21 protein-coding genes and 1 tRNA gene are annotated in these 23,754 nt (G+C 42.4%); 14 read left to right on the forward strand and 8 right to left on the reverse strand.

The window, feature by feature from the left end; all coding sequences use genetic code 11:
* Positions 1-21: 21 nt before the first annotated feature.
* Entirely contained in the window at positions 22-801 is a 780-nt protein-coding gene (gene larB, locus HGR01_RS32000) for a nickel pincer cofactor biosynthesis protein LarB (protein WP_045868231.1), read from the forward strand.
* 8 nt (positions 802-809) lie between these two features.
* On the opposite strand, the gene HGR01_RS32005 is transcribed toward larB, so the two are convergent.
* Positions 810-1,007 carry a hypothetical protein gene (locus tag HGR01_RS32005; RefSeq protein ID WP_155538985.1) on the reverse strand — a complete coding sequence of 66 codons (198 nt, stop codon included), beginning with the start codon at positions 1,005-1,007 and terminating at the stop codon, positions 810-812.
* Positions 1,008-1,071: 64 nt separating this feature from the next.
* Here HGR01_RS32005 and HGR01_RS32010 point away from each other — a divergent pair, with 64 nt between their 5' ends.
* On the forward strand, positions 1,072-1,275 hold the full coding sequence (locus HGR01_RS32010) for a hypothetical protein (protein ID WP_045868230.1): 204 nt from the start codon (positions 1,072-1,074) through the stop codon (positions 1,273-1,275).
* 116 nt (positions 1,276-1,391) lie between these two features.
* Complete coding sequence (argH, locus tag HGR01_RS32015) at positions 1,392-2,777, forward strand: argininosuccinate lyase (RefSeq protein WP_045868229.1); 1,386 nt, start codon at positions 1,392-1,394, stop codon at positions 2,775-2,777.
* A gap of 344 nt (positions 2,778-3,121) precedes the next feature.
* Here argH and HGR01_RS32020 read toward each other — a convergent pair whose 3' ends face one another.
* The gene (locus HGR01_RS32020; protein ID WP_168160929.1) at positions 3,122-3,286 is read right to left on the reverse strand and encodes a hypothetical protein; all 165 of its coding nucleotides are present in this window, start codon (positions 3,284-3,286) and stop codon (positions 3,122-3,124) included.
* Between the two features lie 819 nt (positions 3,287-4,105).
* Here HGR01_RS32020 and HGR01_RS32025 point away from each other — a divergent pair.
* From HGR01_RS32025 to HGR01_RS32035, 3 genes are all read left to right on the forward strand, one after another.
* On the forward strand, positions 4,106-4,600 hold the full coding sequence (locus HGR01_RS32025; protein WP_045868228.1) for an NUDIX hydrolase: 495 nt from the start codon (positions 4,106-4,108) through the stop codon (positions 4,598-4,600).
* 223 nt (positions 4,601-4,823) lie between these two features.
* Positions 4,824-5,633: an alpha/beta fold hydrolase gene (locus HGR01_RS32030; protein ID WP_045868227.1), complete on the forward strand. Its 810-nt coding sequence runs from the start codon at positions 4,824-4,826 to the stop codon at positions 5,631-5,633.
* Positions 5,634-5,700: 67 nt separating this feature from the next.
* On the forward strand, positions 5,701-7,254 hold the full coding sequence (locus tag HGR01_RS32035; protein WP_045868226.1) for a Na+/H+ antiporter: 1,554 nt from the start codon (positions 5,701-5,703) through the stop codon (positions 7,252-7,254).
* 171 nt (positions 7,255-7,425) lie between these two features.
* Here the strand turns inward: HGR01_RS32035 and HGR01_RS32040 are convergent, their stop codons facing one another.
* From HGR01_RS32040 to HGR01_RS32050, 3 genes are all read right to left on the reverse strand, one after another.
* On the reverse strand, positions 7,426-7,989 hold the full coding sequence (locus tag HGR01_RS32040; protein ID WP_045868225.1) for a DUF3124 domain-containing protein: 564 nt from the start codon (positions 7,987-7,989) through the stop codon (positions 7,426-7,428).
* Between the two features lie 115 nt (positions 7,990-8,104).
* Positions 8,105-8,782 (reverse strand): potassium channel family protein, encoded by a 678-nt coding sequence (locus tag HGR01_RS32045; RefSeq protein ID WP_045868224.1) that lies wholly within the window; start codon positions 8,780-8,782, stop codon positions 8,105-8,107.
* Between the two features lie 145 nt (positions 8,783-8,927).
* Positions 8,928-9,758, reverse strand: a complete 831-nt coding sequence (locus HGR01_RS32050; protein ID WP_096622181.1) for a pantothenate kinase — start codon at positions 9,756-9,758, stop codon at positions 8,928-8,930.
* Between the two features lie 277 nt (positions 9,759-10,035).
* On the opposite strand from HGR01_RS32050, the gene HGR01_RS32055 reads away from it, so the two are divergent.
* Both HGR01_RS32055 and HGR01_RS32060 read left to right on the forward strand, forming a co-directional pair.
* The gene (locus HGR01_RS32055; RefSeq protein ID WP_045868222.1) at positions 10,036-11,760 is read left to right on the forward strand and encodes a diflavin flavoprotein; all 1,725 of its coding nucleotides are present in this window, start codon (positions 10,036-10,038) and stop codon (positions 11,758-11,760) included.
* A gap of 123 nt (positions 11,761-11,883) precedes the next feature.
* Entirely contained in the window at positions 11,884-13,596 is a 1,713-nt protein-coding gene (locus tag HGR01_RS32060) for a diflavin flavoprotein (RefSeq protein ID WP_045868221.1), read from the forward strand.
* A 744-nt stretch (positions 13,597-14,340) separates the two neighbouring features.
* Here HGR01_RS32060 and HGR01_RS32065 read toward each other — a convergent pair.
* Both HGR01_RS32065 and HGR01_RS32070 read right to left on the reverse strand, forming a co-directional pair.
* Positions 14,341-14,661, reverse strand: coding sequence for an RNA recognition motif domain-containing protein (locus HGR01_RS32065; RefSeq protein WP_045868220.1), 321 nt, complete (start codon positions 14,659-14,661; stop codon positions 14,341-14,343).
* Positions 14,662-14,971: 310 nt separating this feature from the next.
* The gene (locus HGR01_RS32070) at positions 14,972-15,529 is read right to left on the reverse strand and encodes a phycobiliprotein lyase (protein ID WP_045868887.1); all 558 of its coding nucleotides are present in this window, start codon (positions 15,527-15,529) and stop codon (positions 14,972-14,974) included.
* Between the two features lie 424 nt (positions 15,530-15,953).
* On the opposite strand from HGR01_RS32070, the gene HGR01_RS32075 reads away from it, so the two are divergent.
* Positions 15,954-17,396, forward strand: a complete 1,443-nt coding sequence (locus HGR01_RS32075; protein ID WP_045868219.1) for an efflux RND transporter periplasmic adaptor subunit — start codon at positions 15,954-15,956, stop codon at positions 17,394-17,396.
* A gap of 50 nt (positions 17,397-17,446) precedes the next feature.
* Positions 17,447-20,692, forward strand: a complete 3,246-nt coding sequence (locus HGR01_RS32080) for an efflux RND transporter permease subunit (protein ID WP_045868218.1) — start codon at positions 17,447-17,449, stop codon at positions 20,690-20,692.
* 144 nt (positions 20,693-20,836) lie between these two features.
* Here the strand turns inward: HGR01_RS32080 and HGR01_RS32085 are convergent, their stop codons facing one another.
* Positions 20,837-21,778 carry a glycosyltransferase family 2 protein gene (locus tag HGR01_RS32085; protein ID WP_045868217.1) on the reverse strand — a complete coding sequence of 314 codons (942 nt, stop codon included), beginning with the start codon at positions 21,776-21,778 and terminating at the stop codon, positions 20,837-20,839.
* 369 nt (positions 21,779-22,147) lie between these two features.
* Between HGR01_RS32085 and rplS the strand changes: the two genes are divergently transcribed.
* From rplS to nusG, 4 genes are all read left to right on the forward strand, one after another.
* Positions 22,148-22,510: a 50S ribosomal protein L19 gene (rplS, locus tag HGR01_RS32090; RefSeq protein ID WP_045868216.1), complete on the forward strand. Its 363-nt coding sequence runs from the start codon at positions 22,148-22,150 to the stop codon at positions 22,508-22,510.
* A gap of 148 nt (positions 22,511-22,658) precedes the next feature.
* Positions 22,659-22,731, forward strand: a tRNA-Trp gene (locus tag HGR01_RS32095).
* A 167-nt stretch (positions 22,732-22,898) separates the two neighbouring features.
* Positions 22,899-23,120: a preprotein translocase subunit SecE gene (gene secE, locus HGR01_RS32100; protein WP_045868215.1), complete on the forward strand. Its 222-nt coding sequence runs from the start codon at positions 22,899-22,901 to the stop codon at positions 23,118-23,120.
* Positions 23,120-23,752 (forward strand): transcription termination/antitermination protein NusG, encoded by a 633-nt coding sequence (nusG, locus tag HGR01_RS32105; RefSeq protein ID WP_045868214.1) that lies wholly within the window; start codon positions 23,120-23,122, stop codon positions 23,750-23,752. Before secE ends, nusG begins: the two co-directional genes overlap by 1 nt.
* The last annotated feature ends 2 nt before the right edge of the window (positions 23,753-23,754 follow it).

Here is a 23,754-nt window from a genome sequence, read left to right on the forward strand (position 1 = left end):
AGACCAAGGAGAACATCACAAATGGCTAATGAGAAAGCTTTGCGATCGCTCTTAGAAGCAGTGGCTCATGGTAACGTTACCCCAGATAGAGCATTAGACTCTCTCAAAGACTTAGCCTATGAACAAGTAGGTGATTTTGCCAAAATCGATCACCATCGCAGTTTAAGAACTGGGTTCCCAGAAGTAATTTGGGGACTAGGCAAAACTCCAGATCAGATTGTTCAAATTATGGAAGTGATGCGTCACCGCAATCCGGTAGTGATGGCTACTCGGATTGAACCAGCAGTTTATGCTGTACTGCAATCGAAAGTTAGAGGTTTGCGATATTACGAAATGGCGCGGATTGCTGCTATTACTCCCGATGAACTCGAACCACAGTTTGAGGGTGTCATTGGTATTTTGTCGGCGGGAACTGCTGATTTACCCATTGCAGAAGAAGCCGCAGTTACAGCCGAACTTGCTGGTTTTCGGGTATTGCGTCTCTGGGATGTTGGTGTTGCTGGTATTCACCGCTTGTTGAATAATCGCCACCTGATTGAGTCAGCATCAGTATTAATTGTTGTCGCGGGTATGGAAGGCGCATTACCTAGCGTGGTTGCAGGTTTAGCCAATTGTCCTGTAATTGCTGTTCCCACCAGCATCGGCTACGGTGCCAGTTTTGGTGGACTAGCACCACTCTTAACAATGCTCAACTCTTGTGCCCCAGGAATCGGCGTAGTCAATATTGATAATGGCTTTGGTGCAGCAGTTTTAGCAGGGCAAATTTTGCGAACAGCCCAAAAGTTGAAATTTGAGGGATAAGTGGCAATTTATGGGGCATTGGGCATTGGGCATTGGGCATTGGGCATGGGTAATTGGTAATTGGTAATTGGTAATTGGTAATTGGTGATTGGTAATTGGTGATTGGTAATTGGTAATTGGCGTTTGGTGTCCGTTATTTGTTCACCTTTTCCCCCTTCCCCCTTCCCCTTTCCCCTTATCCCCAGTCCCCAGTCCCCAGTCCCCAATCCCCTTCACTGGACATTACCCTAACTAGAGGTTATGACATAAAAGTCTTCTCGATCACACAGTATGAATTACTTCAGTGATTTACTATCTGAGTTATTTTGGCGTTTGCCTGTGAGTTCTACGCTAGCTCAAAACGTTACCGATCCAGATGTTTTGGGACAGATGCAGCATGGTTGGAATCACTTTGTCAAGACAGGCCAAATTTGGGCGTTGTTGATTGGTTTGGTCATTGGCTATATGATTCGGAATCTAACTAGTTACGGTTGATTAATCCTCAAGTCCGTACCTAAATTAATCTCAGCACTGAAGCTAGGATTAGTTCAGGTTAGGACTTTTGTGGTTTTAATTAGCACGTAAGTGGTACGTTCCCACCCTTTACGTTTATGACCGAACAACAAACTTGGAGCCAGCGATTTGAATCAGCGTTACATCCCGCGATCGCACGTTTTAATGCCAGTATAAGTTTCGATATTGAGTTAATCGAATACGATATTACTGGCTCTCAAGCTCATGCCAAAATGCTAGCTCATACTGGTATCATTTCCCCAGCAGAAGGAGAGCAACTAGTTGCAGGTTTAGAACAGGTTCGCCAAGAATATCGCCAAGGAAAGTTTCAGCCGGGTATTGATGCTGAAGATGTCCACTTTGCTGTGGAACGGCGATTAACAGAGATTGTTGGCGATGTGGGTAAAAAATTACATACTGCGCGATCGCGTAATGACCAAGTTGGCACTGATACTAGGCTCTATCTGCGTGAACAAATCCAACAAATCAAGAGCCAATTACGAGAATTTCAAGCAGTTTTACTAAATATAGCCGAAAAAAACGTTGAAACCCTAATTCCTGGCTATACGCACCTGCAACGCGCCCAACCCCTGAGTTTAGCGCATCATCTCTTGGCATACTTTCAGATGACGCAACGTGATTGGGAACGCCTAGGAGATGTTTATCGCCGGGTGAATATTTCACCTTTAGGGTGTGGTGCTTTAGCAGGAACGACTTTCCCCATCGATCGCCACTACACAGCAGAACTATTGAATTTTGAGCAGATTTATGCTAACAGCCTTGATGGTGTGAGCGATCGCGATTTTGCGATCGAATTTCTCTGTGCTGCTAGTTTAATTATGGTTCACCTCAGTCGTCTTTCAGAAGAGGTGATTCTTTGGTCATCAGAGGAATTTCGTTTTGTGACTCTCAAAGATACCTGTGCTACAGGTTCCAGCATCATGCCCCAAAAGAAAAACCCTGATGTGCCAGAACTTGTCAGAGGAAAAACAGGGCGTGTATTTGGTCATCTGCAAGGGATGCTGGTGATTATGAAGGGGCTACCCTTGGCATATAACAAAGATTTACAAGAAGACAAAGAAGGTTTATTTGATAGCGTCAACACAGTGAAAGCTTGCCTAGAAGCGATGACAATTTTGCTGCGGGAGGGCTTAGAATTTCGTCCTCAACGTTTAGCAGAAGCAGTCGCAGAAGACTTTTCTAATGCTACAGATGTAGCAGATTACTTAGCTGCAAGAGGTGTACCTTTCCGTGAAGCCTATAACATGGTGGGTAAAGTGGTAAAAACCAGCATTGCCGCAGGTAAACTCCTCAAAGATTTAACTTTAGAAGAATGGCAACAAATCCATCCAGCATTTGCAGCCGATATTTATGAGGCAATCTCGCCTCGTCAAGTAGTCGCTGCACGTAACAGTTACGGTGGTACAGGCTTTACCCAAGTCCGCAACGCCATCCAAGCCGCCCGCGCGCAAATGGCGGAATAGGGACTGGGGACTGGGGAACTCGGTGCCCCCTCTGGGGATAAGGGGCAATGGGGATTGGGGAACTCGGTGCCCCCTCTGGGGATAAGGGTAATGGGAATCAATACTTGTCGGTTAAGGGCAAAAGGGGAAGGGGAAAAGGAGCAAGAAAAAACCTTTAACCTTTACCCTTTCACCTTTTCCCCAAACTAAATTCCGATTTGAAAATCCTTAACCGAGCAGTATTTTAATGGGAATAAGTAAAAAAAATCCAAACCCCAAACCCCAAACCCTAATAAATAAGGGCGTACAAAGTTATGTACGCCCAAAATTACAAAATTCACAGAGCAAGAATATTGTTAGATGACTTACTCAGCATCAATTGCTGCTGCGCCCTCATCGTCCTCACTCTTAGGTGGTCTTTGTTGGAACCTTCTCTGCATTCTTCCTGTAGTAGTTCGTTTACGAAACTTTCTGGCATATGCCTGGTTCCGTAGCGCCTTTTCTTTTTTCGGGTTACGGCGCTTAGCCATGTTCACCTCATTAAATAAACAACAAAAAAAAGCCACTAGGCCATATCAGCTACCGTTGTTATTGATATAATTTTAGCCCAGTCTAGCCATTCACAAAGCTTGAACAGCATATCATTATAGCGTATTTAACATATTTAAGTCAAATTAAATATTAAATATTTTTTTAACAAATCAGAATTTGCGTTTAAATCATCCTTGAGAGGTATGCCTAATTGTCTTTACTCAAGTATTGCCTTCACAAAATTTTTTTCTGCGTCAGGGTTTTAGGATTTCAAAATTAAATTTGATTGAACTCCAGAGGCAGGAAAACCAGGTCTACTGACAATTTTTTCTCTACTTGATAAATATAATTAGTATTTATGAACTATAGGACTCATATTTGATTTTTGAAAAAACCTAAGTACACTTTTATTTCTTCTTCCCTGTTCCCCGTTCCCTGTTCCCTGTTCCCTCCCTACGCAAATAATTTCAGGAATCAAAGCGGATTCCTATAGAATTCAGCAGTATATTTTCTGAAAGTTAAATTTATCAAATTCTAGAGGACGGAACATATATATTTATCATTGTCAAGAGTTTATTATTTGTGATTTTAAATGATAAATACAGATAAAAGCAAAAAAGTTAAAACATCTTTTTCATGATTTTTTGTATAAATGTACACGTTGATATATTTAAACGTAATGTTAGGATTGAGTAAATGCTAGAATAAAATCTCAAACCATCAACATAGCTGTATAATACATAACTCAATAAATTGATATTTAGACATCTATGTTAAGTGGTGAGAACTAAATAGCATACAATAAAAACATTTGCAGATTGAACGTTCTTGCTTTGTTTACGATAGCTATCAAGTCCACACGTAACTTATGGCGCATTGGACAAACAGTACTGGGTCTGATATTTCGCCATCCCATTACTGGTACCAGCATTATCCCGATTTTACCTGATGGTCGGATTGTGCTGATTCGGAGAAGTGACAATGGCCGATGGAGTTTGCCTGGAGGTATGGTGGACTGGGGAGAAGATATTCCTAGTACAGTTCGCCGGGAATTACAAGAAGAAACTGGACTAGATTTGGTGAAAATTCGCCGATTGGTAGGAGTTTATTCTTCGCCAACCAGAGATCCGAGAATTCATTCAATTTGTATTGCTGTGGAAGCAGAAGTACAAGGAAAAATGGAGGTTCAGGATACTTTGGAAGTCACAGATATCCAAGCGTTTTCTCCTGACTCTCTACCTCTAGAACCAATGTCTCATGACCATCATCAGCAGTTGCAAGACTATTTGAATGGTTTGACAATAGTGGCATAACAAGATTTTGTTTGTCATTAGTCATTAGTTTTTTGCTAAATTTTGTTCCCTATAACTAATGGCTATGAACTGTTGGCTAAATTATGCTACAACTTAAAGCGGTTTACACTTGAGTGTAATGAGAATTTCGGTGTTGCGGGGACAGTTCTCTGTTCTCAATTTTTTCATGCCAAAATTTAGTTACATCATCAAGTGATAATTGCTATAACTTTTAAAATTTAAGATGGATACGTTATTTCGTAACTCCCGGAGAAAACTCTCGCAAGGATTATTATTTTGGCGAGAAGCAGGTCAAGGTATTCCGGTAATTTTATTACATGGTGCATGGAACGATAGCAGTCAATGGGTACCATTGATAGATTTGTTATCTGATAATTTCCATTGCTTGGCACCAGATTTACTAGGATTTGGAGAATCAGATAATCCCAATATTCATTACTCTATTGATTTGCAAGTAGAATGTTTAGCTGAGTTTTTAACAGCCTTAAAGTTAGAAAAAGTATTTTTAGTCGGCCATTCTCTTGGAGGTTGGATTGCTACTAGCTATGCGTTAAAGCATCCAGAACAAGTTCATGGTTTAGTGCTGCTATCACCAGAAGGTGTAAAAATAGAAAAACAAGAAAAGCAATGGCAGAGGATGCAGCGCGTAGCAAAATTATCACCATTTATATTTAAAGTATTAAAACTGCTGAGTCCGTTAATTAAAATTGTGGGCTTGCAGGAAAAAGTTCAACAATATTTGCAGCTACGTAATTTAATGTTGCAATATCCGACAGGTTGCCAATTGTTATTTGATCGAAAACCCCCAGAGGTTGAAGCAGAATTACTGCAAAATCAATTGTCCTTAATTGAATTTCCGGTTTTAATCTTACAAGGTGGAAAAGATACGGCAGAAGCCATTGCTAAAAGTCAAATTTATGCTCAATCGCTGCCTAACTCTGAGTTTAAAATGGTTGCTCATGCTGGCAATGATTTACCAGAATCTTGTGTTGGGGTAATAGCTGAAGATATTAGGGAATATATTAAGAAATAAGCTGTTACGCATTTAAGTTGCATAATTACCCAGAGTCAAATATAACCCTTTATTCCGCATTTATTAAGTGAGTGTTGCTCAATTAGTCACTGTTTCAATTATTCTTCTGCTTGTAGCCACTGCTGTAGCATTGCTATCGCGTTGGTTACGCGTTTCTTATGTTGCAGGTTTAGTTCTAGCTGGTTTAGCGTTGACAGAACTTTTACCACAGCGTATAGGTTTAAACGATTCCCTGATTTTAAATTTATTTCTGCCGATTCTAGTATTCGAGGCAGCTATTAATACTGATATTAGCCGCCTCCGTAGCACTATAAAGCCCATTTCTTTATTAGCTGGGCCAGGAATTGTAATTGCTTCTGGTGTTACAGCTGCACTTTTAAAATGGGGATTGGGGTTAAATTGGACAGCTGCACTACTAGCAGGCGTAATTTTGGCAATTACAGACACAGTATCGGTGATTGCTGTATTTAAGGAGGTGCTTGTCCCTTCGCGCTTGTCAACCATTGTTGAGGGCGAGAGTTTATTTAATGATGGTGTAGCACTTGTTTTATTTAGCTTAATTGTCAAAGCGCATGAGGCTGGTTCACTCACATTTCTTGCAGGACTACAAGAATTATTTGTGGTGGTTGTTGGTGGCAGCTTAGTAGGGTTAGCTGTGGGATATTTAAGTACAGGTTTATTTGTCCGTGCAGACGAACCACTGAGTAGTATTTTGCTCACAGTAGCTGTAGCATTAGGTGCTTTTCAACTAGGGCAATCTTTTAGCGTTTCTGGGGTTGTGGCTGTAGTTGTTGCTGGCTTAATTGTCGGCAGTGTAGGTCTTTCAGGTAAAGTATCGGCTTCTACAAGGTTGACCTTACTAAGCTTTTGGGAATCTATAGCTTTTGGTGTTAATAGCTTTATTTTTTTATTAATTGGTATAGAAGTTAACTTAACAACTCTTTGGCAAATCTTACCTGCTGTACTATTAGCGATCGCAGCTTATCAAATAGCACGCATAGTTTCTGTTTATCCACTCTTAGCTATAGTACGTTGGTTTGACCGTCCAGTACCTTGGCGCTGGCAACATGTTCTGTTTTTTGGCAATATTAAGGGTTCGCTGTCGATGGCGTTGGCGTTGAGTATCCCCGTCACAATCCCAGGACGAGAACAGCTGATTGCTATAGTCTTTGGTACAGTATTGCTGTCTGTTGTTGGGCAAGGAGTAAGTTTACCGTGGTTAGTCAAGCGGTTGCAACTGTCTCAAGTATCAGCAACTCGTCAACAGGTTGAAGAATTACAAGCGCAATTAATTACAGCTAAAGCAGCACAGGATGAATTAGATACTTTATTCAAAACAGGGGTATTACCAAAAGCTGTTCATGAAGAGATGCGTGCAGCTTATCAAGTGCAAGTAGCAAGTGCAGAAAAAACATTACGAGAATTATATAATCGTCGTGCGGATGATTTAGAGGAAAAAAGAGGTAGCTCTAGTAAACTTGATGCTATTCGCCGTCGATTACTTTTAGCAGAAAAAGCGGCACTCAATCAGGCTATTCGTCAGCGAATTCTCTCAGAAGAAATAGTTTATGAACGCTTGAAGAAACTTGATGAGCAATTGCTGCAATTGGAGGATGATTGAGTTTGGTAATTGGTAATTGGTAATTGGTAATTATCAAAGTCTAGTAGGGTGTGTGACGGCTATGTAAGGATTTGGGACTTAGAGACAATTAGATTTAGCTGTAATGCACCATCCATGATTTATAAATAGCCTCTTTTTTTATTAATATTTTCATTGGAGAAAATCATAAATTTATTTGGAAGAGGTGACTGGGGAGTTTCTTAAGTTTTTAATTACCTTACCTTGGCTTACAAAAGAAACTCCTTGCTGAAATTCAGTTGCAATCATTACTGCTTCGACTATTGGCTCAGAAATTATTTTTGAGGATACCCACTCTACAATAAAATTTGCTCCTGAACCGCCACTAGTATCTGTTCTGTTGACAAAAAAATCAGTGGAACCAAGAGCATTAATTTGTATAGGTTTATCTAAATAATTTTTAATTAATTTACCATCGGAATCATAGTAACGAACAGAAGTAATAATTATGGGATTATTTAAATCTGTATTCCGAATACTTAATGTGGCTGCTAAATCTAAAACTTTCCGTTCATCGTTATGATAAATATGGGAATAAATAGGGACATAAATAGTTTGACCCATTGCTATTTTAAAATTTTTATCTAAAGTAACTACTTGTTGCGATATTTGTGATGAAGTAGTTGTGGATGGCGATTTTGCTTGACTATCTGGCGATGTGCAAGATACTAAAAAAATCAAAGCAAATACTATATAAAAGCGTGGGTAAAGCTTCATTGTAAGGATGAATTAAAAAGAGGAATAAATCGGTTGTAAATCAGCTTGAAATCCTTACCAATGAATGACTAAGGGAAAATGACAGCCTCAGCCAGTTATTTTTAATTTCGCCGTACTACTTACAACCTTCCATAAAGTCTATGACTTGATGCAATGAGCCTGGTTTAGTGACAACTAAAACTGTTGAACCAGGTTCTAAAATTGTACTACCGTTAGGAATTGTTAAATCTTCGAGGGGATGGGCTTGATAGCCAATAATTAAAGAACCCGTAGGAAAGCGAGAATCTTGAGCAATTTCGGCAAGGCTACGATTTGCAACATAGCAATTGTTGGGAATGGAAAGTTTTAAAACTTCAATTTGTCCTTGCTCAAAATGCATCATTGATTCTACTAGTGGGTATTCAATAGCATTTACCATTGTGGAAACCGCTAGTTCCACAGTGCTGATAATATGATTAGCCCCCGCTAAACGAAAAGGTTCAGCGAAATCGGAATGACGCATCCGAGTCACAATATGAGGAACACCGTAATGTTTAGCAAGAGTTACCATCGCTAAGTTCAAAGCATCACTTCGCAGCACAGCAACTAAGGCGTTGGCTTTTCGTATTCCAGCTTCTAATAAAATTTGCGTACTCACGGCGCTACCTTCAAAAGCCATTGCGCCCACCTGTTCACGTGCGTAGCGACAAGCATTAGGATCAATGTCAATTACAGCTACGGTATGTCCTAGTTCTACCAATTTCTGCGCCAAGCTCAATCCTACTAAACCAGATCCACCAATTAGCACGTACATAGTTGCTATTTGCTACTGTTTGACTCTTACTTTACAGAAAGTCGGCGGGAAAGACTACTGCCGACATGGGGCATGGGGCATTGGGCATGGGGCATTGGGCATTGATATTCTTTCCCGTCTCTGAATGAGTTTAACAAATGTAGCTTTAAGGGATTCTGACTATTTTTTCTATGCCCCAAAAAATCAGGTTGGGTTCTACAGTCAAACGAGATGCGATCGCAGGATATAAGGCTTGCAGATAATTTAATAGTATGGTGCGATCGCCTCCTTTAATCGCAATCTTACCTTCCGGAAATAATTGCCACCAATTCTCTATAAAATCTTTTATTCCCGCCAAAATTGTGTAAATCACACCGCTTTGTATGGCTTCTGTGGTATTTAACGCAAACCGTGGCGGGAGAGATGCAATTGCTTGCGTTTTTATTAAAGGTAATTGTCCGGTTTTCTGACCAAGGGAGGTAAATTGCAAGCCTAATCCTGGTAAAATCGCACCCCCAACTAAACATTCTTCCGCATCCGCAGCCGTAAAAGTTAGTGCAGTACCCGCATCAATTACCAGCATGGGAAATCCCCAAGTTTTACCCGCACCCCACAAAGCTAAGGCGCGGTCAATTCCTAATGTGGGATAAAGCCCTTTGAGAAGTATCTGGTCTAAGGTGATTACTCGGACATTGGGGTAACTTTGCCAAAGTACTGTTTGACTGGGAACAACAGAGGCGATGGCGAGGGGGAGAGGGTAGGGGGATGAGGGGGATGAGGGGGATGTGTATTTTTCCTGGGGTGCTTTTTTGTAAATGGGGGGGAAAACTTCTAGTGGTAAATCATCCAGGGTTTGGCATTGTGCTAACTGCTGTATGACTGACTCAGATAAATACTCAGTATCCCAAGTATAGTCAAGCTTTGAGCCGAAAAATAATGCCCAATGTAGCCGGGAATTACCAATTTCCAAGGCTAGCCAAATATTATTTTTTTTAATCACTTATCACACCAATATTTATAAAAACATATTATTTCCAAATACCCCATGCCCAATGCCCTATGACGGCAGTTGCTACAACGGGGGGAACCCCAACGGACAGTTTGCTCAAGTCGGGAAACCCGCCCACGCAACTGTCCTCCGCAACGCACTGCCTCCCCCATGCCCAATTTAAATTTCTTAAGTTATCTATAGATTTTTTAATAAAAATTAACATTCAACACGTGTAACAATAGAATTAGAGGAAAATATACTCATTGTGTTAAGGAAGGGAGTTATGGTAGCGCTCACCGAAAGAATAGAAAAAAGGCTCACCATACAAACTGTAGAAATTGCTGCAGATACTACGGCAATTCGCTCTTTGGATTGGGATCGCGATCGCTTCGATATTGAATTTGGTCTGCAAAATGGTACGACCTATAACTCATTTCTGATTCGCGGTGAGCAGACTGCTTTAGTTGATACTTCCCATGAAAAGTTTCGTCAGCTGTATTTTGACACGCTGACGGGGCTAATTAATCCGAAGGAGATTGATTATTTAATTGTGAGCCACACTGAGCCTGACCATAGCGGCTTGGTGAAAGATTTATTACAAATGGCTCCTGATATTACTGTAGTCGCCTCGAAAGTGGCGATTCAATTTTTAGAAGACTTAGTACATCAGCCATTTAAACGCCGGATTGTGAAAAATGGCGATCGCTTAGATATTGGTAATGGTCATGAATTTGAATTTGTGATTGCGCCAAATCTTCACTGGCCGGATACTATCTTCAGTTTTGACCACCAAACCCAAATTCTCTACACCTGCGATGCTTTTGGGATGCACTATTGCACCGAAAGCACCTTTGATGATGATTTAAAAGCGATTGAACCAGATTTTAAATATTACTACGAATGCCTAATGGGGCCGAATGCGCGGTCAGTGCTGTCAGCCTTGAAGCGCATGGGCGAACTACCAAGTGTGGGGATGATTGCGACTGGTCACGGGCCGTTACTATCTCATCATGTAGAGGAATTAACTCGACGCTACCGCACGTGGAGTCAAACCCAAGCCAAGCCAGAAACGGTAATCGGAATATTTTACGTTTCCGAATATGGCTATAGCGATCGCCTAGCCCAAGCAATTGCTAATGGTATCGGCAAAGTAGGGGTAGCTGTAGAATGGGTAGACTTGGGTTCAGGCATTGATTTACAAGAATTGCGAGAATTGGTAGGTCGTTGCGCGGGACTAGTGGTAGGTGTACCGCCAGTTTCTAGCAGTCCTAACATCCAAGCAGCCGTGAGTACCGTTTTAGGATCTGTCAAAGAAAAACAAGGTATCGGCGTATTTGAAACTGGTGGTGGCGACGACGAACCGATAGATCCATTATTAAGTAAATTCCGTAACTTAGGGCTGACAACAGCTTTCCCAGAAATTCGCATCAAACAAAACCCCACCGAAAACACCTACAAGCAATGCGAAGAAGCGGGTACAGACTTAGCCCAATGGGTAACACGCGATCGCAGTATTAAAGCGATGAAATCTCTGGGTGCTGATTTAGACAAAGCACTCGGTAGACTTAGCGGTGGCTTATATATCATCACCGCCAGAAAAGGCGATGTTTCGAGCGCCATGTTAGCCTCTTGGGTAGCCCAAGCCAGCTTCAAACCACTAGGATTTTCCATCGCAGTCGCCAAAGACAGGGCGATTGAATCACTCATGCAAGTAGGCGATCGCTTTGTACTTAACGTCCTAGAAGAAGGTAATTATCAAACATTGATGAAGCACTTTTTAAAACGATTCGCCCCTGGTGCAGATCGTTTTGAAGGAGTCAAAACTCAGCCAGCCGAAAACGGCGCACCCATCCTCACCGATGCTTTGGCATATATAGAGTGCGAAGTCAAAAGCCGCATGGATTGCGGCGATCACTGGGCAGTTTACAGCACCGTCTACGCCGGACGAGTATCTAACCCAGAAGCCTTAACTGCCGTACATCACCGTAAAGTTGGTAACCATTATTAGGGACTGGGGACTGGGGATTGGGGACTGGGTACTAGGAAGTAGCAACGCAAAAGAGAAATAAAAAATGCCCATTACCCATTACCCCTTACCCATTAGCCATTACCCATTACCCATTACCCAATCATGCCTACAAATAAACCTCGTGACGTTCAAGTTTACCCCATAGCTACCGATACTACCGTACTGCGATCGCGCAGTTGGTCAAGGTTAAGGTTTGAAATCGAATATGCTTTGGCTAAGGGTACTACTGCTAATTCTTATGTGATTCAAGGCGATAAACTTGCCCTGATTGACCCACCTGGAGAAACTTTTACAGAAATCTATTTAAAGGCTTTGCAGGAAAGATTTGATGTTGAAACCATTGAATATGTAATTTTAGGTCACGTCAATCCCAACCGCGCCGCTACTTTAAAGGCTTTGCTGGAAGTTGCACCGCAAATTACCTTTGTCTGTTCTAATCCAGGGGCGATCAATTTACGTGGGGCCCTGGAAAACCAAGACCTAAAAATTCTGGTGATGCGGGGGGAAGAAACCCTGAATTTAGGTAAGGGTCACGATTTGCAATTTATTCCTACTCCCAACCCCCGCTATGCAGACCTCCTCTGCACCTACGACCCTCAAACGGAAATTCTTTACACAGATAAGTTCTTTGGGGCGCATATTTGTGGCGATCAAGTCTTTGATGAAGGTTGGGAATCGATTAACGAAGACCGCCGCTATTATTTTGATTGCTTAATGGCTCCCCATGCGCGCCAAGTAGAAACAGCATTAGATAAACTGGCTGATTTTCCAGCGAGAATTTACGCCACCGGACATGGGCCTTTGGTGCGTTATGCGCTGATTGAACTTACCAAAGCTTACCGCGAATGGAGTCAGCAACAAACCACTGCTGACTTGACAGTAGCCTTAATTTATGCATCAGCATACGGGAATACAGCCACCTTAGCCCAAGCGATCGCACGGGGAATTACCAAAGCTGGTGTCGCTGTTGAATCAATTAATTGCGAATTCACCGATCCAGAAGATATCCGTGCTGCTGTCGAGAAATCTGCTGGCTTTGTCATTGGTTCGCCTACTCTTGGTGGTCATGCACCCACACCCGTACAAACAGCCTTGGGGATTGTACTCTCCACCGCTACCACCAATAAACTGGCTGGGGTATTTGGTTCTTTTGGCTGGAGTGGTGAAGCAGTCGATTTAATTGAAGATAAACTCAAAGACGCAGGTTATCGTTTTGGTTTTGACACCATCCGCGTGAAGTTTAAACCCGACGATCCTACCTTGCAATTGTGCGAAGAAGCCGGAACAGACTTCGCGCAAGCATTGAAGAAAGCAAGAAAAGTGCGATCGCAAAGTGTCCCTGCTACCAATGTAGAACAAGCTGTAGGCAGAATAATTGGTTCTTTGTGTATCGTTACAGCCAAGCAAGGAGATATATCCAGTGCCATGTTAGCCTCTTGGGTTGCTCAAGCCAGCTTTAGTCCCCCTGGGTTAACCATCGCCGTTGCTAAAGACCGCGCTGTCGAAACTTTGACCCACACAGGAAATAAATTTGTGCTGAATATCCTCAAAGAAGGAAATCATTTAGGTTTGATGAAACACTTTCTCAAACCCTTTGGCCCAGCACAAGACAGATTTGCAGGTGTCGCCACTGAAGAATCTGAAAATGGTTCTCCGATTCTGAATGATGCTTTGGCATATTTAGAGTGTTCCGTCAAAAATCGGCTAGAATCTGGCGATCATTGGCTCGTTTATGCAACCGTCGAGAATGGCAAAGTCCTCAATCAAGATGGTGTCACAGCAGTGCATCATCGTAAGTCGGGAACCCATTATTAAGTAAAAGGAACAGGAATTTTAAATTTTGAATTCCCCTTCAGGGGTCATACAGTTCAGTTAAGTCATACCATTTTGAAAAAAGAACACGACAGATTGGTAGTAGGGCACGGCATCCACAATCTTTTGGCATATCAAATATCTTACTGGTGCCCAGTGGTGTCAACTGAACGTGAAACCCGCTCTTGTGCAAGGTTTCGCCCTCACCCCCAGCCCCTCTCCCGCAGGGAGAAGGGGTTAGGGGATGAGGGCGCGAGGTATTTGTACAACGCCCACCCTATATCGCTTTTAGCTTAAGTTGACACCTATGACTGGTGCCGTGCCCGTACAAAGAATTTATCTGTCGCACACAGGATTTGAATTGGTATCAATTAAGAAAATTAATTGACAACAAAACCAAAAAACCAGTTACTCAACAAAAAACTGAACAATAATTTTGGAGGGGGTTTGGGGGACGCAACCGTCCCCCAATCGGGGGTTTGGGGGAGAATCCCCCAAATGAGCTAGCTTTTTCCACAAAAGCATAAATATTTTTTGTCTCACGCATAGACGCGAAGGAGAAGGCGAAAATCGGTGCAAGAAGTCTACTAATTATCTGATCTGTATTGCCTCAAGGAGTTAACCCTTAATTATCATTCCATCAAAAAAGCTCAAGCATGATCGCTTGAGCTTTTACAATATTGTTATGAAGTTGATATAGCCAATGGGGTAAAAACACCCCATCGCTTTTGACATCAATAAAACAGCTTAGTAACGGTTGCGTCCACCGCCACCGCCACCGCCGTAACCACCGCGGCCACCGCCACCAAAGGAACCACCTTTATTTTCTTTTGGTCTAGCCTTGTTGACTTTTAAGTCACGGCCCATCCATTCAGCACCATCAAGTGCTTCAATAGCGGCTGTTTCTTCATCATCTGAACTCATCTCGACAAAAGCAAAGCCGCGTACACGGCCTGTTTCGCGATCTGTGGGAATTTGAACTCGCTTTACAGAACCGTACTCTGCAAAAACTGCAGTTAAAGCGTCTTCTGTAACTTGGTAAGAAAGATTACCTACGTAAATTGACATAAAATGTCTCCAAAATCATAAACGTGTAGAGATTTAGATTTCGGAGAGAGTCTGAAAATACCAAAAGGAAAAAGCCTGTCAATACTAACAAAAACCACTATCACCGAATTAATTCTCATCTTTAATTAATGATATAGCAACTACCTCTTGAAGAGGAACGGTTAAAAAAAACTTTTAAGTAAAGGGTTAAAAATTAAAGTTAAATTATGAAAGTCCTGAATGTTGCTCAAGATTTAAGGGCCTAGGGTCAAAAGTCTCGTTTTGATTTTTAACTTGGAATTTTTTGTTCCCCTTGCCCTCCTGAGACCCCCTATGGAATCATACTGACACTCTCTACTCTGGTTTCCAAATACTGACCAATCATCAACTGTTCACCAGCACGAGAGATAATTGTCTGGCGGGTACGGTATTTACTCCCAATTAGCTTTAACTCTTCTTCAAAAACTGAGTTATTGTACTCTGTTCGTAAACAAAGTGTTTTGGGATTGGGGAAATAGAATTCTGCGGTAATTGGTTTTGATGTCGCAAAACCGCGATCGCGATACAAAATGTTTCCTAAAGCACCAAATAAAGTTGAACCTTGAGATTCTTTTTTACCTGTAACTGAATCTGTACTTTCCCAAATTACTTCAGTACCGCAGACTAAACTGACTGCATCTGGTAATTCATGCAACTTAGCTAGTTGTTGTAATTCTGCGCTTCCCTGTTCTAAATACCGAATAGCGATCGCACTAACAATTTCTTTGGTAGTCCCCGATGACAGGGTGTAATAGCGCCGTTGCGATCGCCATTCACCAACCGATTCCTGAAAAAATTCAGCAATCTCGGATTTTTCAACTGTTTGTACAAGTTTTACTGGTAATGTCACTAATTGCCTGCCTTCAGCACAATGATAGAGATTGTTGGGTTTTGAAACTCGATACATTAAGTTTGTACCGAATACCAAATTTCTTTACTATTTTTAATCTAAACTAGATATTAAAAACATTACTGATAGTTTGGCTACAATGCTAAACATCGGCATTTCAAATTGTTTCTGCCCAAGGATAGAAGCAAAAAGTTAAGAAAGTATTTTTGTAGTCTGGATCGGTCATATATCTTCCGACAGATCTTAGTAAGACTAAAAATACGTATACTAAATTTACCCTTGGATTCAGTATGCTCAAATTCCCTGGCTCTGCATCAGCAGACAAGCCCAGGAAATTTTTCGGATTTTAGATTTAAAGAATAATTTCATACAGCTCGCCAGTAGAAGGTTGTTATTCAACGCCGCCTAATGACGAGCAAAATTCATGATTTTGGACGGAAATCAACCGCACAAATTCTCAACAATGCCAAATACCATCAAAGCATCTCAGTTAATTAACTCTCAATTACACCACACAAGTAATCAAGAACATAGGCGGAAGTTTCCTCATTTTTGTGGATCTCAGTCTAGTTTATTGATTGCTTGCTTCCTAGGCTTGAGCTTGATGACAGTAGGTTGTGGTTCCTCCCCTAAAGAATCAGCCGATGCACAATCTCAAGGGCCGAGTACTGCAAGACAAGGGGGAGGCGCAACACCCGTAGATGTGGCGATCGCCCGCACAGAGAACTTGCAAACAGCACCAGAATATACAGGGACTACCACACCCTTCCGCACAGTTTCACTGCGATCGCAAGTAGAAGGAAGGCTATTAGCTTTAAATCTAGATGTGGGAGATCGAGTCAAGCAAGGGCAAAACATTGGCCAGTTAGATGATGTCCTCTTGCTCACAGACTTAAAGCAAGCAGAAGCAGAGTTAGCATCCCTCAAATCAGAAGTCGCAAGGGCAACAAATCAGGTAAGTAATGCCCGTGCCGAAGTCGAAAGGGCGCGCTTAGAATTGTTGCAAGCCCAAGCCGACTCACAACGCCAGCAGCAATTAGTCAAACAAGGTGCGATCGCCGAGCAAACAGCCCAACAAGCCCGTACAGCAGCTCAAACAGCCGCCCAAGCCCTTCGAGCCGCTACCGAGCAAGTGCGTACAGAACAGCAAGCAGTCGCCGCCGCCCAAGGTAGAGTTGTCGCCCAACAAGCAGTAGTCGCCCAAGCCAAAGAACGCCGATCCTACAGCCGTTTGACATCTCCCATTACTGGTGTTGTTACCGAAAAGGTTACAGAACCAGGCAATTTGCTCCAAGCTGGGGGCGAAGTCTTAAAAATTGCCGACTTTAACCAAATCAAAGTCGTAGTGCAAGTTTCTGAATTAGAACTAGCACAAATTCGCGTGGGGCAATCTGTGCAAGTCCGCTTAGATGCCTTTCCCAACCAAACATTAACCGGGAGAGTGACACGCATTTCCCCAACCGCCGATGCTACGGCTCGTTTGATACCAGTAGAGGTAGTAATTGCCAACAGGGAGGGCAAAATTGGTAGTGGACTGCTAGCACGCGTCAATTTTGCCACCCAAGCCGCACAGCGAGTAGTAGTACCGCAAACAGCTATTCAGAAGCAAGCCACAAATTCCGCCTCTTCCCAACCAAAAACCAGTAAACAAGAGTCAGATAACCAAACTGGAACTTTGTTTGTAGTCACCAATGTCGAAGGTAAAGCCCAGGTAGCCGCCCGTTCTGTCACCCTGGGGAAAAGATCTGATGGCAAAGTCGAAATTTTATCTGGGTTACAACCAGGCGATCGCTATGTAGTGCGTAGTGGTAAACCACTAAAAGATGGAGACGCTGTGCGTCTTTCAATTATTTCAGAAAAATCTTAGTCCGCCCCTACGGGGAATCAACAGTAATTTTTGAAAAAACAATTAGAAAGATGCAGCAGGTTAAAAACGGTAGCGGATTCAGTCTAAGCGCCATCTCCATCCGCCAACATATTGGCACACTCATGCTGACTTTGGCGGTGATAGTAATGGGTGTTTTTTTTATCATTAATCTTCCAGTAGATTTACTGCCATCCATCACCTATCCCCGGATTGGGGTACGAGTACAAGCTCCTGGTGTCTCCCCAGAAGTAGCAGTTGATGAAGTCACTAAGCCTCTAGAAGAAGCCTTTTCCGCCACAGAGGGCGTAGTACAGGTTTTTTCCCAAACACGTGAAGGCCAAATCAGTATAGATTTGTTCTTCCAACCAGGAGGCAATATTGACCAGGCTTTAAATGATGCGACAGCAGCTTTTAACAGAGCTAGAAGCACCTTACCCGACACCATTGAAGAACCACGTTTATTTAAAGTCGATCCTTCCCAGCTACCTGTATATGAATTAGCATTAACCTCACCTTCTTTAGCAGGTGTTGATTTACGGGTTTTTGCCGAAGAAGAACTAGCCAGAGAATTGGGTGTTGTCCCAGGCGTTGCAGGGGTAGATGTATCAGGTGGAGTGCAAGAAGAGGTCAGAATTAATATTGATTTGGATCGCTTGCAAGCTTTGGGTGTAGGTTTAACCGATGTCTTAGATGAACTGAGAGACCGTAACGTCGATGTTTCTGGCGGTCGGATTTTGGGGCAAAATTCCGAACCTTTAACCCGTACTGTGGGGCGTTTTCAAAGTGCTGACGAAATTAGAAATTTGTCGTTTGAAGTAGGCTCTGCTCCAGCTAATGGCACAGCTACCAGTTCCCCAACTACAGTTCCGCAACGCCGCGTCTATTTGCGAGATTTTGCCGAAGTCATTGATGGCTCAGAACAACAGCGAGTTTACGTCCTCCTCAACGGGGAAGAAGCTGTAAAAGTCAGTATTCAAAAGCAGCCAGATGCTAACACCATTGATGTTGTGGATGGTGTGAAAAAACGTTTAGAAGAATTGCGAAAATCTGGTGTCATTCCTGAGGGAACTATTTTTACACCAACTTTAGACGAATCAAGATTTATCCGTAATTCCATCTCTAATGTTACCAGTTCAGGATTGGTGGGTACTGCATTAGCTGCGATCGCAGTTTTACTATTTCTTGGTTCCTTGAGACAAACTTTTATTATCGTCGTTGCTATTCCTTTAGCCACTCTCGCGGCGATTATCTTGATGGGAATATTTGGCTTATCCCTCAACGTTTTTAGTTTGGGCGGTTTGGCGCTGGGTGTGGGTATTGTTGTAGATAACTCCATCGTGATGTTAGAAAACATTGCCGAAGGTGCGGGGATGACTCCAGGTAAAGATACGAAAACCCGCTTGAGTTCTCAGCAACTAATTTCCCAAGCAGAACAAAGTAGCCAAGAAGTAGAATCAGCCTTAATTGCTTCCACGAGTACCAACTTAGTGGCGGTGTTACCGTTTTTGCTCATTGGTGGCTTTATTGCCTTACTCTTTAATGAGTTAATTATCACTATTAGCTTTTCTGTAGCCGCCTCCATTTTGATTGCAGTCACCGTTGTCCCAATGCTGGCTTCACGAATGCTAGCATGGCGATTTTCCAGTCGATTGAGTCAATTTTGGTTTCTGCGGCAGTTTAATCGTCGTTTTGATGCAGCTACGGTTGGATATGGGCGCTTTTTATCAGGAATATTGCGCTGGCGGTTAGTGACAGTCGCCCTAGCCTTGCTGCTATTCGGTGGCGGTAGTTTATGGATGGCTCCCCAAATTCCCCAAGAAATTTTGCCCCGAATTAATACCGGACAAGCAAACTTAAATGCTCAGTTTCCTCCCGGTACTCCCCTAGAAACCAACCAAAAGGTGATGAATGCGGTGAACGAAATTCTCCGCAACCAGCCAGAAACCGAATATGTATTCACTACAATTGGTGGTGCGCTCTTTGGTAATACTACCAATGCCAACCCCCTTAGAGGTACCAGCAACATTACCCTCAAACCCGGTAGTGATGTAGAAGCTTATACTGAACGAGTTAGTCAAGAATTTAACAAGCTGAATTTAGCGGGAATCCGTCTGCGCCTTGCACCAGGACAAGTTCGGGGTTTAATTGTCAACAATTCTCCAGTCCGAGGCGCTGATGTTGATGTGATTTTACAGGGAAATAATGCAGAGACACTGCAACAAGCTGGTCGTCAGGTATTAGCAGCCTTGGAAGAACAAGCCACCCTAGCCAGATTCCGTCCTGATGCTGATGACCGACAACCAGAAATTCAGATTCGTCCCGACTGGGAGAGGGTTGCAGCCGTTGGCTTGACTGCTCAAGAAATAGGAGACACAATTCAAACTGCGATCGAAGGTAGTATTCCCACTCAACTACAACGTGGTAATCGTTTAGTAGATGTGCGGGTGCAGTTAAATGAAAGCTCTGTACAAGCACCTTCGCAATTAGAAAGGTTACCTTTATTTGTCGAGAACAATCGCCAAGTCCGTTTGAGTGATGTCGCCACAATTATCGAAGCTCAAGCACCTGGAGAAGTGCAACGGATTAATCAACGTCAGGTGTTCTTGATTGCTGGTAATTTGAGTGAAGGTGCAAGTTTGAGTAATGCCTTAGCGCAGGTAAATACAGTCATAAATAGTCTTGATTTACCCGAAGGTGTCAGTATTTTACCAAGTGCAGCCGTTGAATCTAATCAACAACTGCAAAGCGCATTACAACTGTTAGGGGGATTAGCTACCTTTTTAGTTTTTGTGGTGATGGCGGTGCAATACAATTCCTTGATTGACCCATTGGTAATTATGTTTACAATTCCGTTAGCATTAGCTGGGGGTATTTTTGGACTTTATATTACCAAAACAGCTATTGGTGCAACTGTGATTGTCGGTGCTGTGTTGTTGGTAGGTATTGTTGTTAACAACGCCATCATCATGGTAGAACTGGCAAATCAAATTCTAGAACGAGAGAAAGTTGACCGCAAAACAGCCATTTTACAAGCTGCACCGCAACGTTTGCGTCCAGTCTTGATGACCACAATTACTACAGTTTTAGGGATGTTTCCCTTGGCTTTGGGAATTGGTGAAGGCTCAGAATTTTTGCAACCATTAGGCGTAGTAGTGTTTTCTGGTTTGTCCTTAGCAACACTCTTGACTCTATTTATTATTCCCTGCTTTTATACCCTGCTACACGATATTTTTAGTTGGGGTTGGACAAAGCCAATTTTTATGCAACTGCGTTTATGGAAGAAAAATTTTTCGTGACATAAACCGCAAAACATCTAAGTTTGTAGGTTAAATTGTTTCAAAATCTTGTAGGGTGGGACGGACAGCCCACCCTGACTATGCATAAATTCCCATTATGCTTTGCCATGCTCCCAAACCTTACGCACCATATTGGCTTGGTAATCATTCAATCAATACAAATTTTTTGAGATGGGAATTACGGTAATTCTGACGGCGTGATAAAGCAGCAGTTACTAGAACCCACCAAGCGATGGGAGATAAAATTCCCCCATCTATCATCTTGAACAGTTCTGTTAACTGCCTATGCTTGAGTGCTACAATAAACCAGTGCAATTTAACGTAATTTCTCGTATTTTCAAGACTAGGTAGATGAAAACGATGTTTCTGCTCAACTAAAGCATAAATCTTCTCTTTCATCAAAATATTTGTATCTAAGCGCTTCAATAGCGAAAATTTTTGATTATAAGCACCAGGCCAAATCGTGCGATAAGCTAGGCATTGATTTAAGAAAATAGCATCGCCAAACTGAGCAATGCTGATCCAAGAATCAATATCATCGCAGTTAGCATCAAGCTGGGGATTCCAACCACCAGTTTTCAAGAAAGTATCACGGCAGCAAGCTACTTGTACAGGCGTGCCAAAAGGTACAAGCTCTAAGAGCATACCGTAATGAATATCAGCTTGGGGAATATAAAAGGCTAACCCTGGCCCAACTTTTGGTGTGCGGCTGAGTTCCTGTTCATTGCTGTCTACTTGAGAGCCAATACAAGAACAGATAACAGCACTGGGATGGAGAGAAATTGCCTTTGCCATCTCTTCTATACAATTAGGCGCAAGATAGTCGTCATCATCCAAAAACTTAATCCAGTCGCCACTGGCTTTGGTAACTCCCGCATTCACTGTAGCTGCATGGCCTTTATTTACCTCATTGCGATGGTAAATTACAGAGTTACCCAAGCTTTTCACGTAAGCTTCAGTTTCATCAGCAGAACAGTCATCAGCCACCACCACTTCACAGGGAATCGTTTGGTTAAGAGCGGAATTAATAGCTCGTTTAAGTAAGTTTAAGCGATTATAAGTGCTGATAACGACACTAAATTTCATAGTTACAACCACTAGAGGTTTACAGTTAAACCCTGATTACAGGGCTGTTTTTCAGGTGTTGACTCCTGAGAAAAATTTGATCAATCCAAGTTGAAAAATGGGTGATTTGCTTTATCACCTAAGCTAATGTTACGAATTAGACTAGTTATAGCTCAGTGAACATCTGCTTTTACAGCTAGGAATGATTGGAAAAATCAAATTCTCAGCTTTATAGTTCACGTTTTACATAAAATTTTTTACATTCTTATGTAACATTTTTTCTCTAAGATAATTTACGTATCAGGAAAATCATCCACTAAAAACTACTGGACTGTCTGGCTGGAATAGATTTATGATTGATGATCGTGAGTTTTTTAAACCAGACAGTCAATGAACGCTCAAGAGATCATCCGTTCCATTGAAGCGGAACAACTAAAAACGAATCTGCCCGAAATTTATGTGGGCGACACCGTCAAAGTAGGCGTGAAAATTAAAGAAGGCGATAAATATCGCGTTCAACCCTATGAAGGTGTAGTGATTGCTAGACGTAACGGCGGTATTAACGAAACAATTACAGTCCGCCGAGTATTTCAAGGCGTTGGCGTTGAGCGGGTATTTCTGCTGCATTCGCCTCGCATTGAAAGCATCAAAGTCATGCGTCGTGGTAAAGTACGTCGTGCCAAGCTCTACTATCTGCGTCAACGTGTGGGTAAAGCAACCCGAATCAAGCAACGCTTTGATCGCCCTCTGTAATTTACAATTACAGGTATGGGAGATGTGTTAGACAAAAAGCGGCATCTGCCGCTCACTTGCCCAAGAGAAATATTTAAGGTAAGATAAGATTCGGAATTGCGTTAGAATAAAAAAGTTCAGCGCAATCACTGAATCGAAGACAGCTTGTGCGCTCTTAGTTCAGTTGGTAGAACGCAGGTCTCCAAAACCTGATGTCGGGGGTTCAAGTCCTCCAGGGCGCGCTCAAAAGCAAAAAACAAAGCCCGAAATAACAACACAGCTGCTATAATTAGCGGTTAGTATTGATATTTTCGGGTATAATTATGTTTGCAGCTTTTTTGCTTCCAGATTTAAGTTGGGGTTGAGTCAAGCTGTAAACCTGAATTACAAAACGGGGGTATGAACGGCTGTGGCCAAGAAAAATGAAGCGGAAATCCCAGAAAACAATAATGGGTCAGCCTTAAACAACTTTTTTCAAGGAACTAAAGAAGAACTGGAGAAAGTAGTGTGGCCAAGTCGCAAACAACTGGTGAGCGAATCAGCAGCTGTTTTGTTAATGGTGACACTCTCCGCATCTTTAATATATTTGGTTGATGGATTGTTTGGCTGGGCAGCAAAACAGGTGTTCTGATGACTTTTGCAACAGACGAACCACGCGACTCAACGTTGCAGTCAGAGGAAGCCGCAGAAGCTGCGCTCAAAGAAGCACGGTGGTATGCGGTGCAAGTAGCCTCAGGCTGTGAAAAGCGCGTTAAAACAAACTTGGAACAGCGCATCCAAACCTTTGATGTGGCTGATAAAATTATCCAAGTCGAAATTCCACATACGCCAGCGGTCAAAATCCGTAAAGATGGCAGTCGCCAGCACACAGAGGAAAAAGTTTTCCCTGGTTATGTGCTGGTGCGGATGGTCATGAATGATGATACGTGGCAGGTAGTACGCAATACATCCCATGTAATTAATTTTGTGGGAGCAGAACAAAAACGTGGCAGCGGTAAAGGCCGTGGTCACGTTAAGCCAGTACCTCTGGGTCATTCAGAAGTTGAACGTATATTCAAACAGACTAGCGAACAAGAGCCAGTAGTCAAAATTGATATGGCGACTGGTGATAAGATAGTTGTGCTTTCTGGGCCGTTTAAAGACTTTGAAGGTGAGGTAATTGAAGTTTCTCCAGAGCGGAGTAAACTCAAAGCCTTACTATCGATTTTTGGACGAGATACACCAGTAGAGTTGGAATTTAATCAGGTAGAAAAACAGAGCTAAAT

It is taken from the genome of Tolypothrix sp. PCC 7712 (assembly GCF_025860405.1).
GTDB classification, from domain to species: Bacteria; Cyanobacteriota; Cyanobacteriia; order Cyanobacteriales; family Nostocaceae; genus Aulosira; species Aulosira diplosiphon.

What these genes read in the sequence shown, in the direction of transcription:
- larB (WP_045868231.1), top strand. Translation starts at nt 22, where the DNA reads ATGGCTAATGAGAAAGCTTTGCGATCGCTCTTAGAAGCAGTGGCTCAT.
- HGR01_RS32010 (WP_045868230.1), top strand. Translation starts at nt 1,072, where the DNA reads ATGAATTACTTCAGTGATTTACTATCTGAGTTATTTTGGCGTTTGCCT.
- argH (WP_045868229.1), top strand. Translation starts at nt 1,392, where the DNA reads ATGACCGAACAACAAACTTGGAGCCAGCGATTTGAATCAGCGTTACAT.
- HGR01_RS32020 (WP_168160929.1), bottom strand. Translation starts at nt 3,286, where the DNA reads ATGGCTAAGCGCCGTAACCCGAAAAAAGAAAAGGCGCTACGGAACCAG.
- HGR01_RS32030 (WP_045868227.1), top strand. Translation starts at nt 4,824, where the DNA reads ATGGATACGTTATTTCGTAACTCCCGGAGAAAACTCTCGCAAGGATTA.
- HGR01_RS32040 (WP_045868225.1), bottom strand. Translation starts at nt 7,989, where the DNA reads ATGAAGCTTTACCCACGCTTTTATATAGTATTTGCTTTGATTTTTTTA.
- HGR01_RS32045 (WP_045868224.1), bottom strand. Translation starts at nt 8,782, where the DNA reads ATGTACGTGCTAATTGGTGGATCTGGTTTAGTAGGATTGAGCTTGGCG.
- HGR01_RS32055 (WP_045868222.1), top strand. Translation starts at nt 10,036, where the DNA reads ATGGTAGCGCTCACCGAAAGAATAGAAAAAAGGCTCACCATACAAACT.
- HGR01_RS32060 (WP_045868221.1), top strand. Translation starts at nt 11,884, where the DNA reads ATGCCTACAAATAAACCTCGTGACGTTCAAGTTTACCCCATAGCTACC.
- HGR01_RS32065 (WP_045868220.1), bottom strand. Translation starts at nt 14,661, where the DNA reads ATGTCAATTTACGTAGGTAATCTTTCTTACCAAGTTACAGAAGACGCT.
- HGR01_RS32075 (WP_045868219.1), top strand. Translation starts at nt 15,954, where the DNA reads ATGATTTTGGACGGAAATCAACCGCACAAATTCTCAACAATGCCAAAT.
- HGR01_RS32080 (WP_045868218.1), top strand. Translation starts at nt 17,447, where the DNA reads ATGCAGCAGGTTAAAAACGGTAGCGGATTCAGTCTAAGCGCCATCTCC.
- HGR01_RS32085 (WP_045868217.1), bottom strand. Translation starts at nt 21,778, where the DNA reads ATGAAATTTAGTGTCGTTATCAGCACTTATAATCGCTTAAACTTACTT.
- rplS (WP_045868216.1), top strand. Translation starts at nt 22,148, where the DNA reads ATGAACGCTCAAGAGATCATCCGTTCCATTGAAGCGGAACAACTAAAA.
- nusG (WP_045868214.1), top strand. Translation starts at nt 23,120, where the DNA reads ATGACTTTTGCAACAGACGAACCACGCGACTCAACGTTGCAGTCAGAG.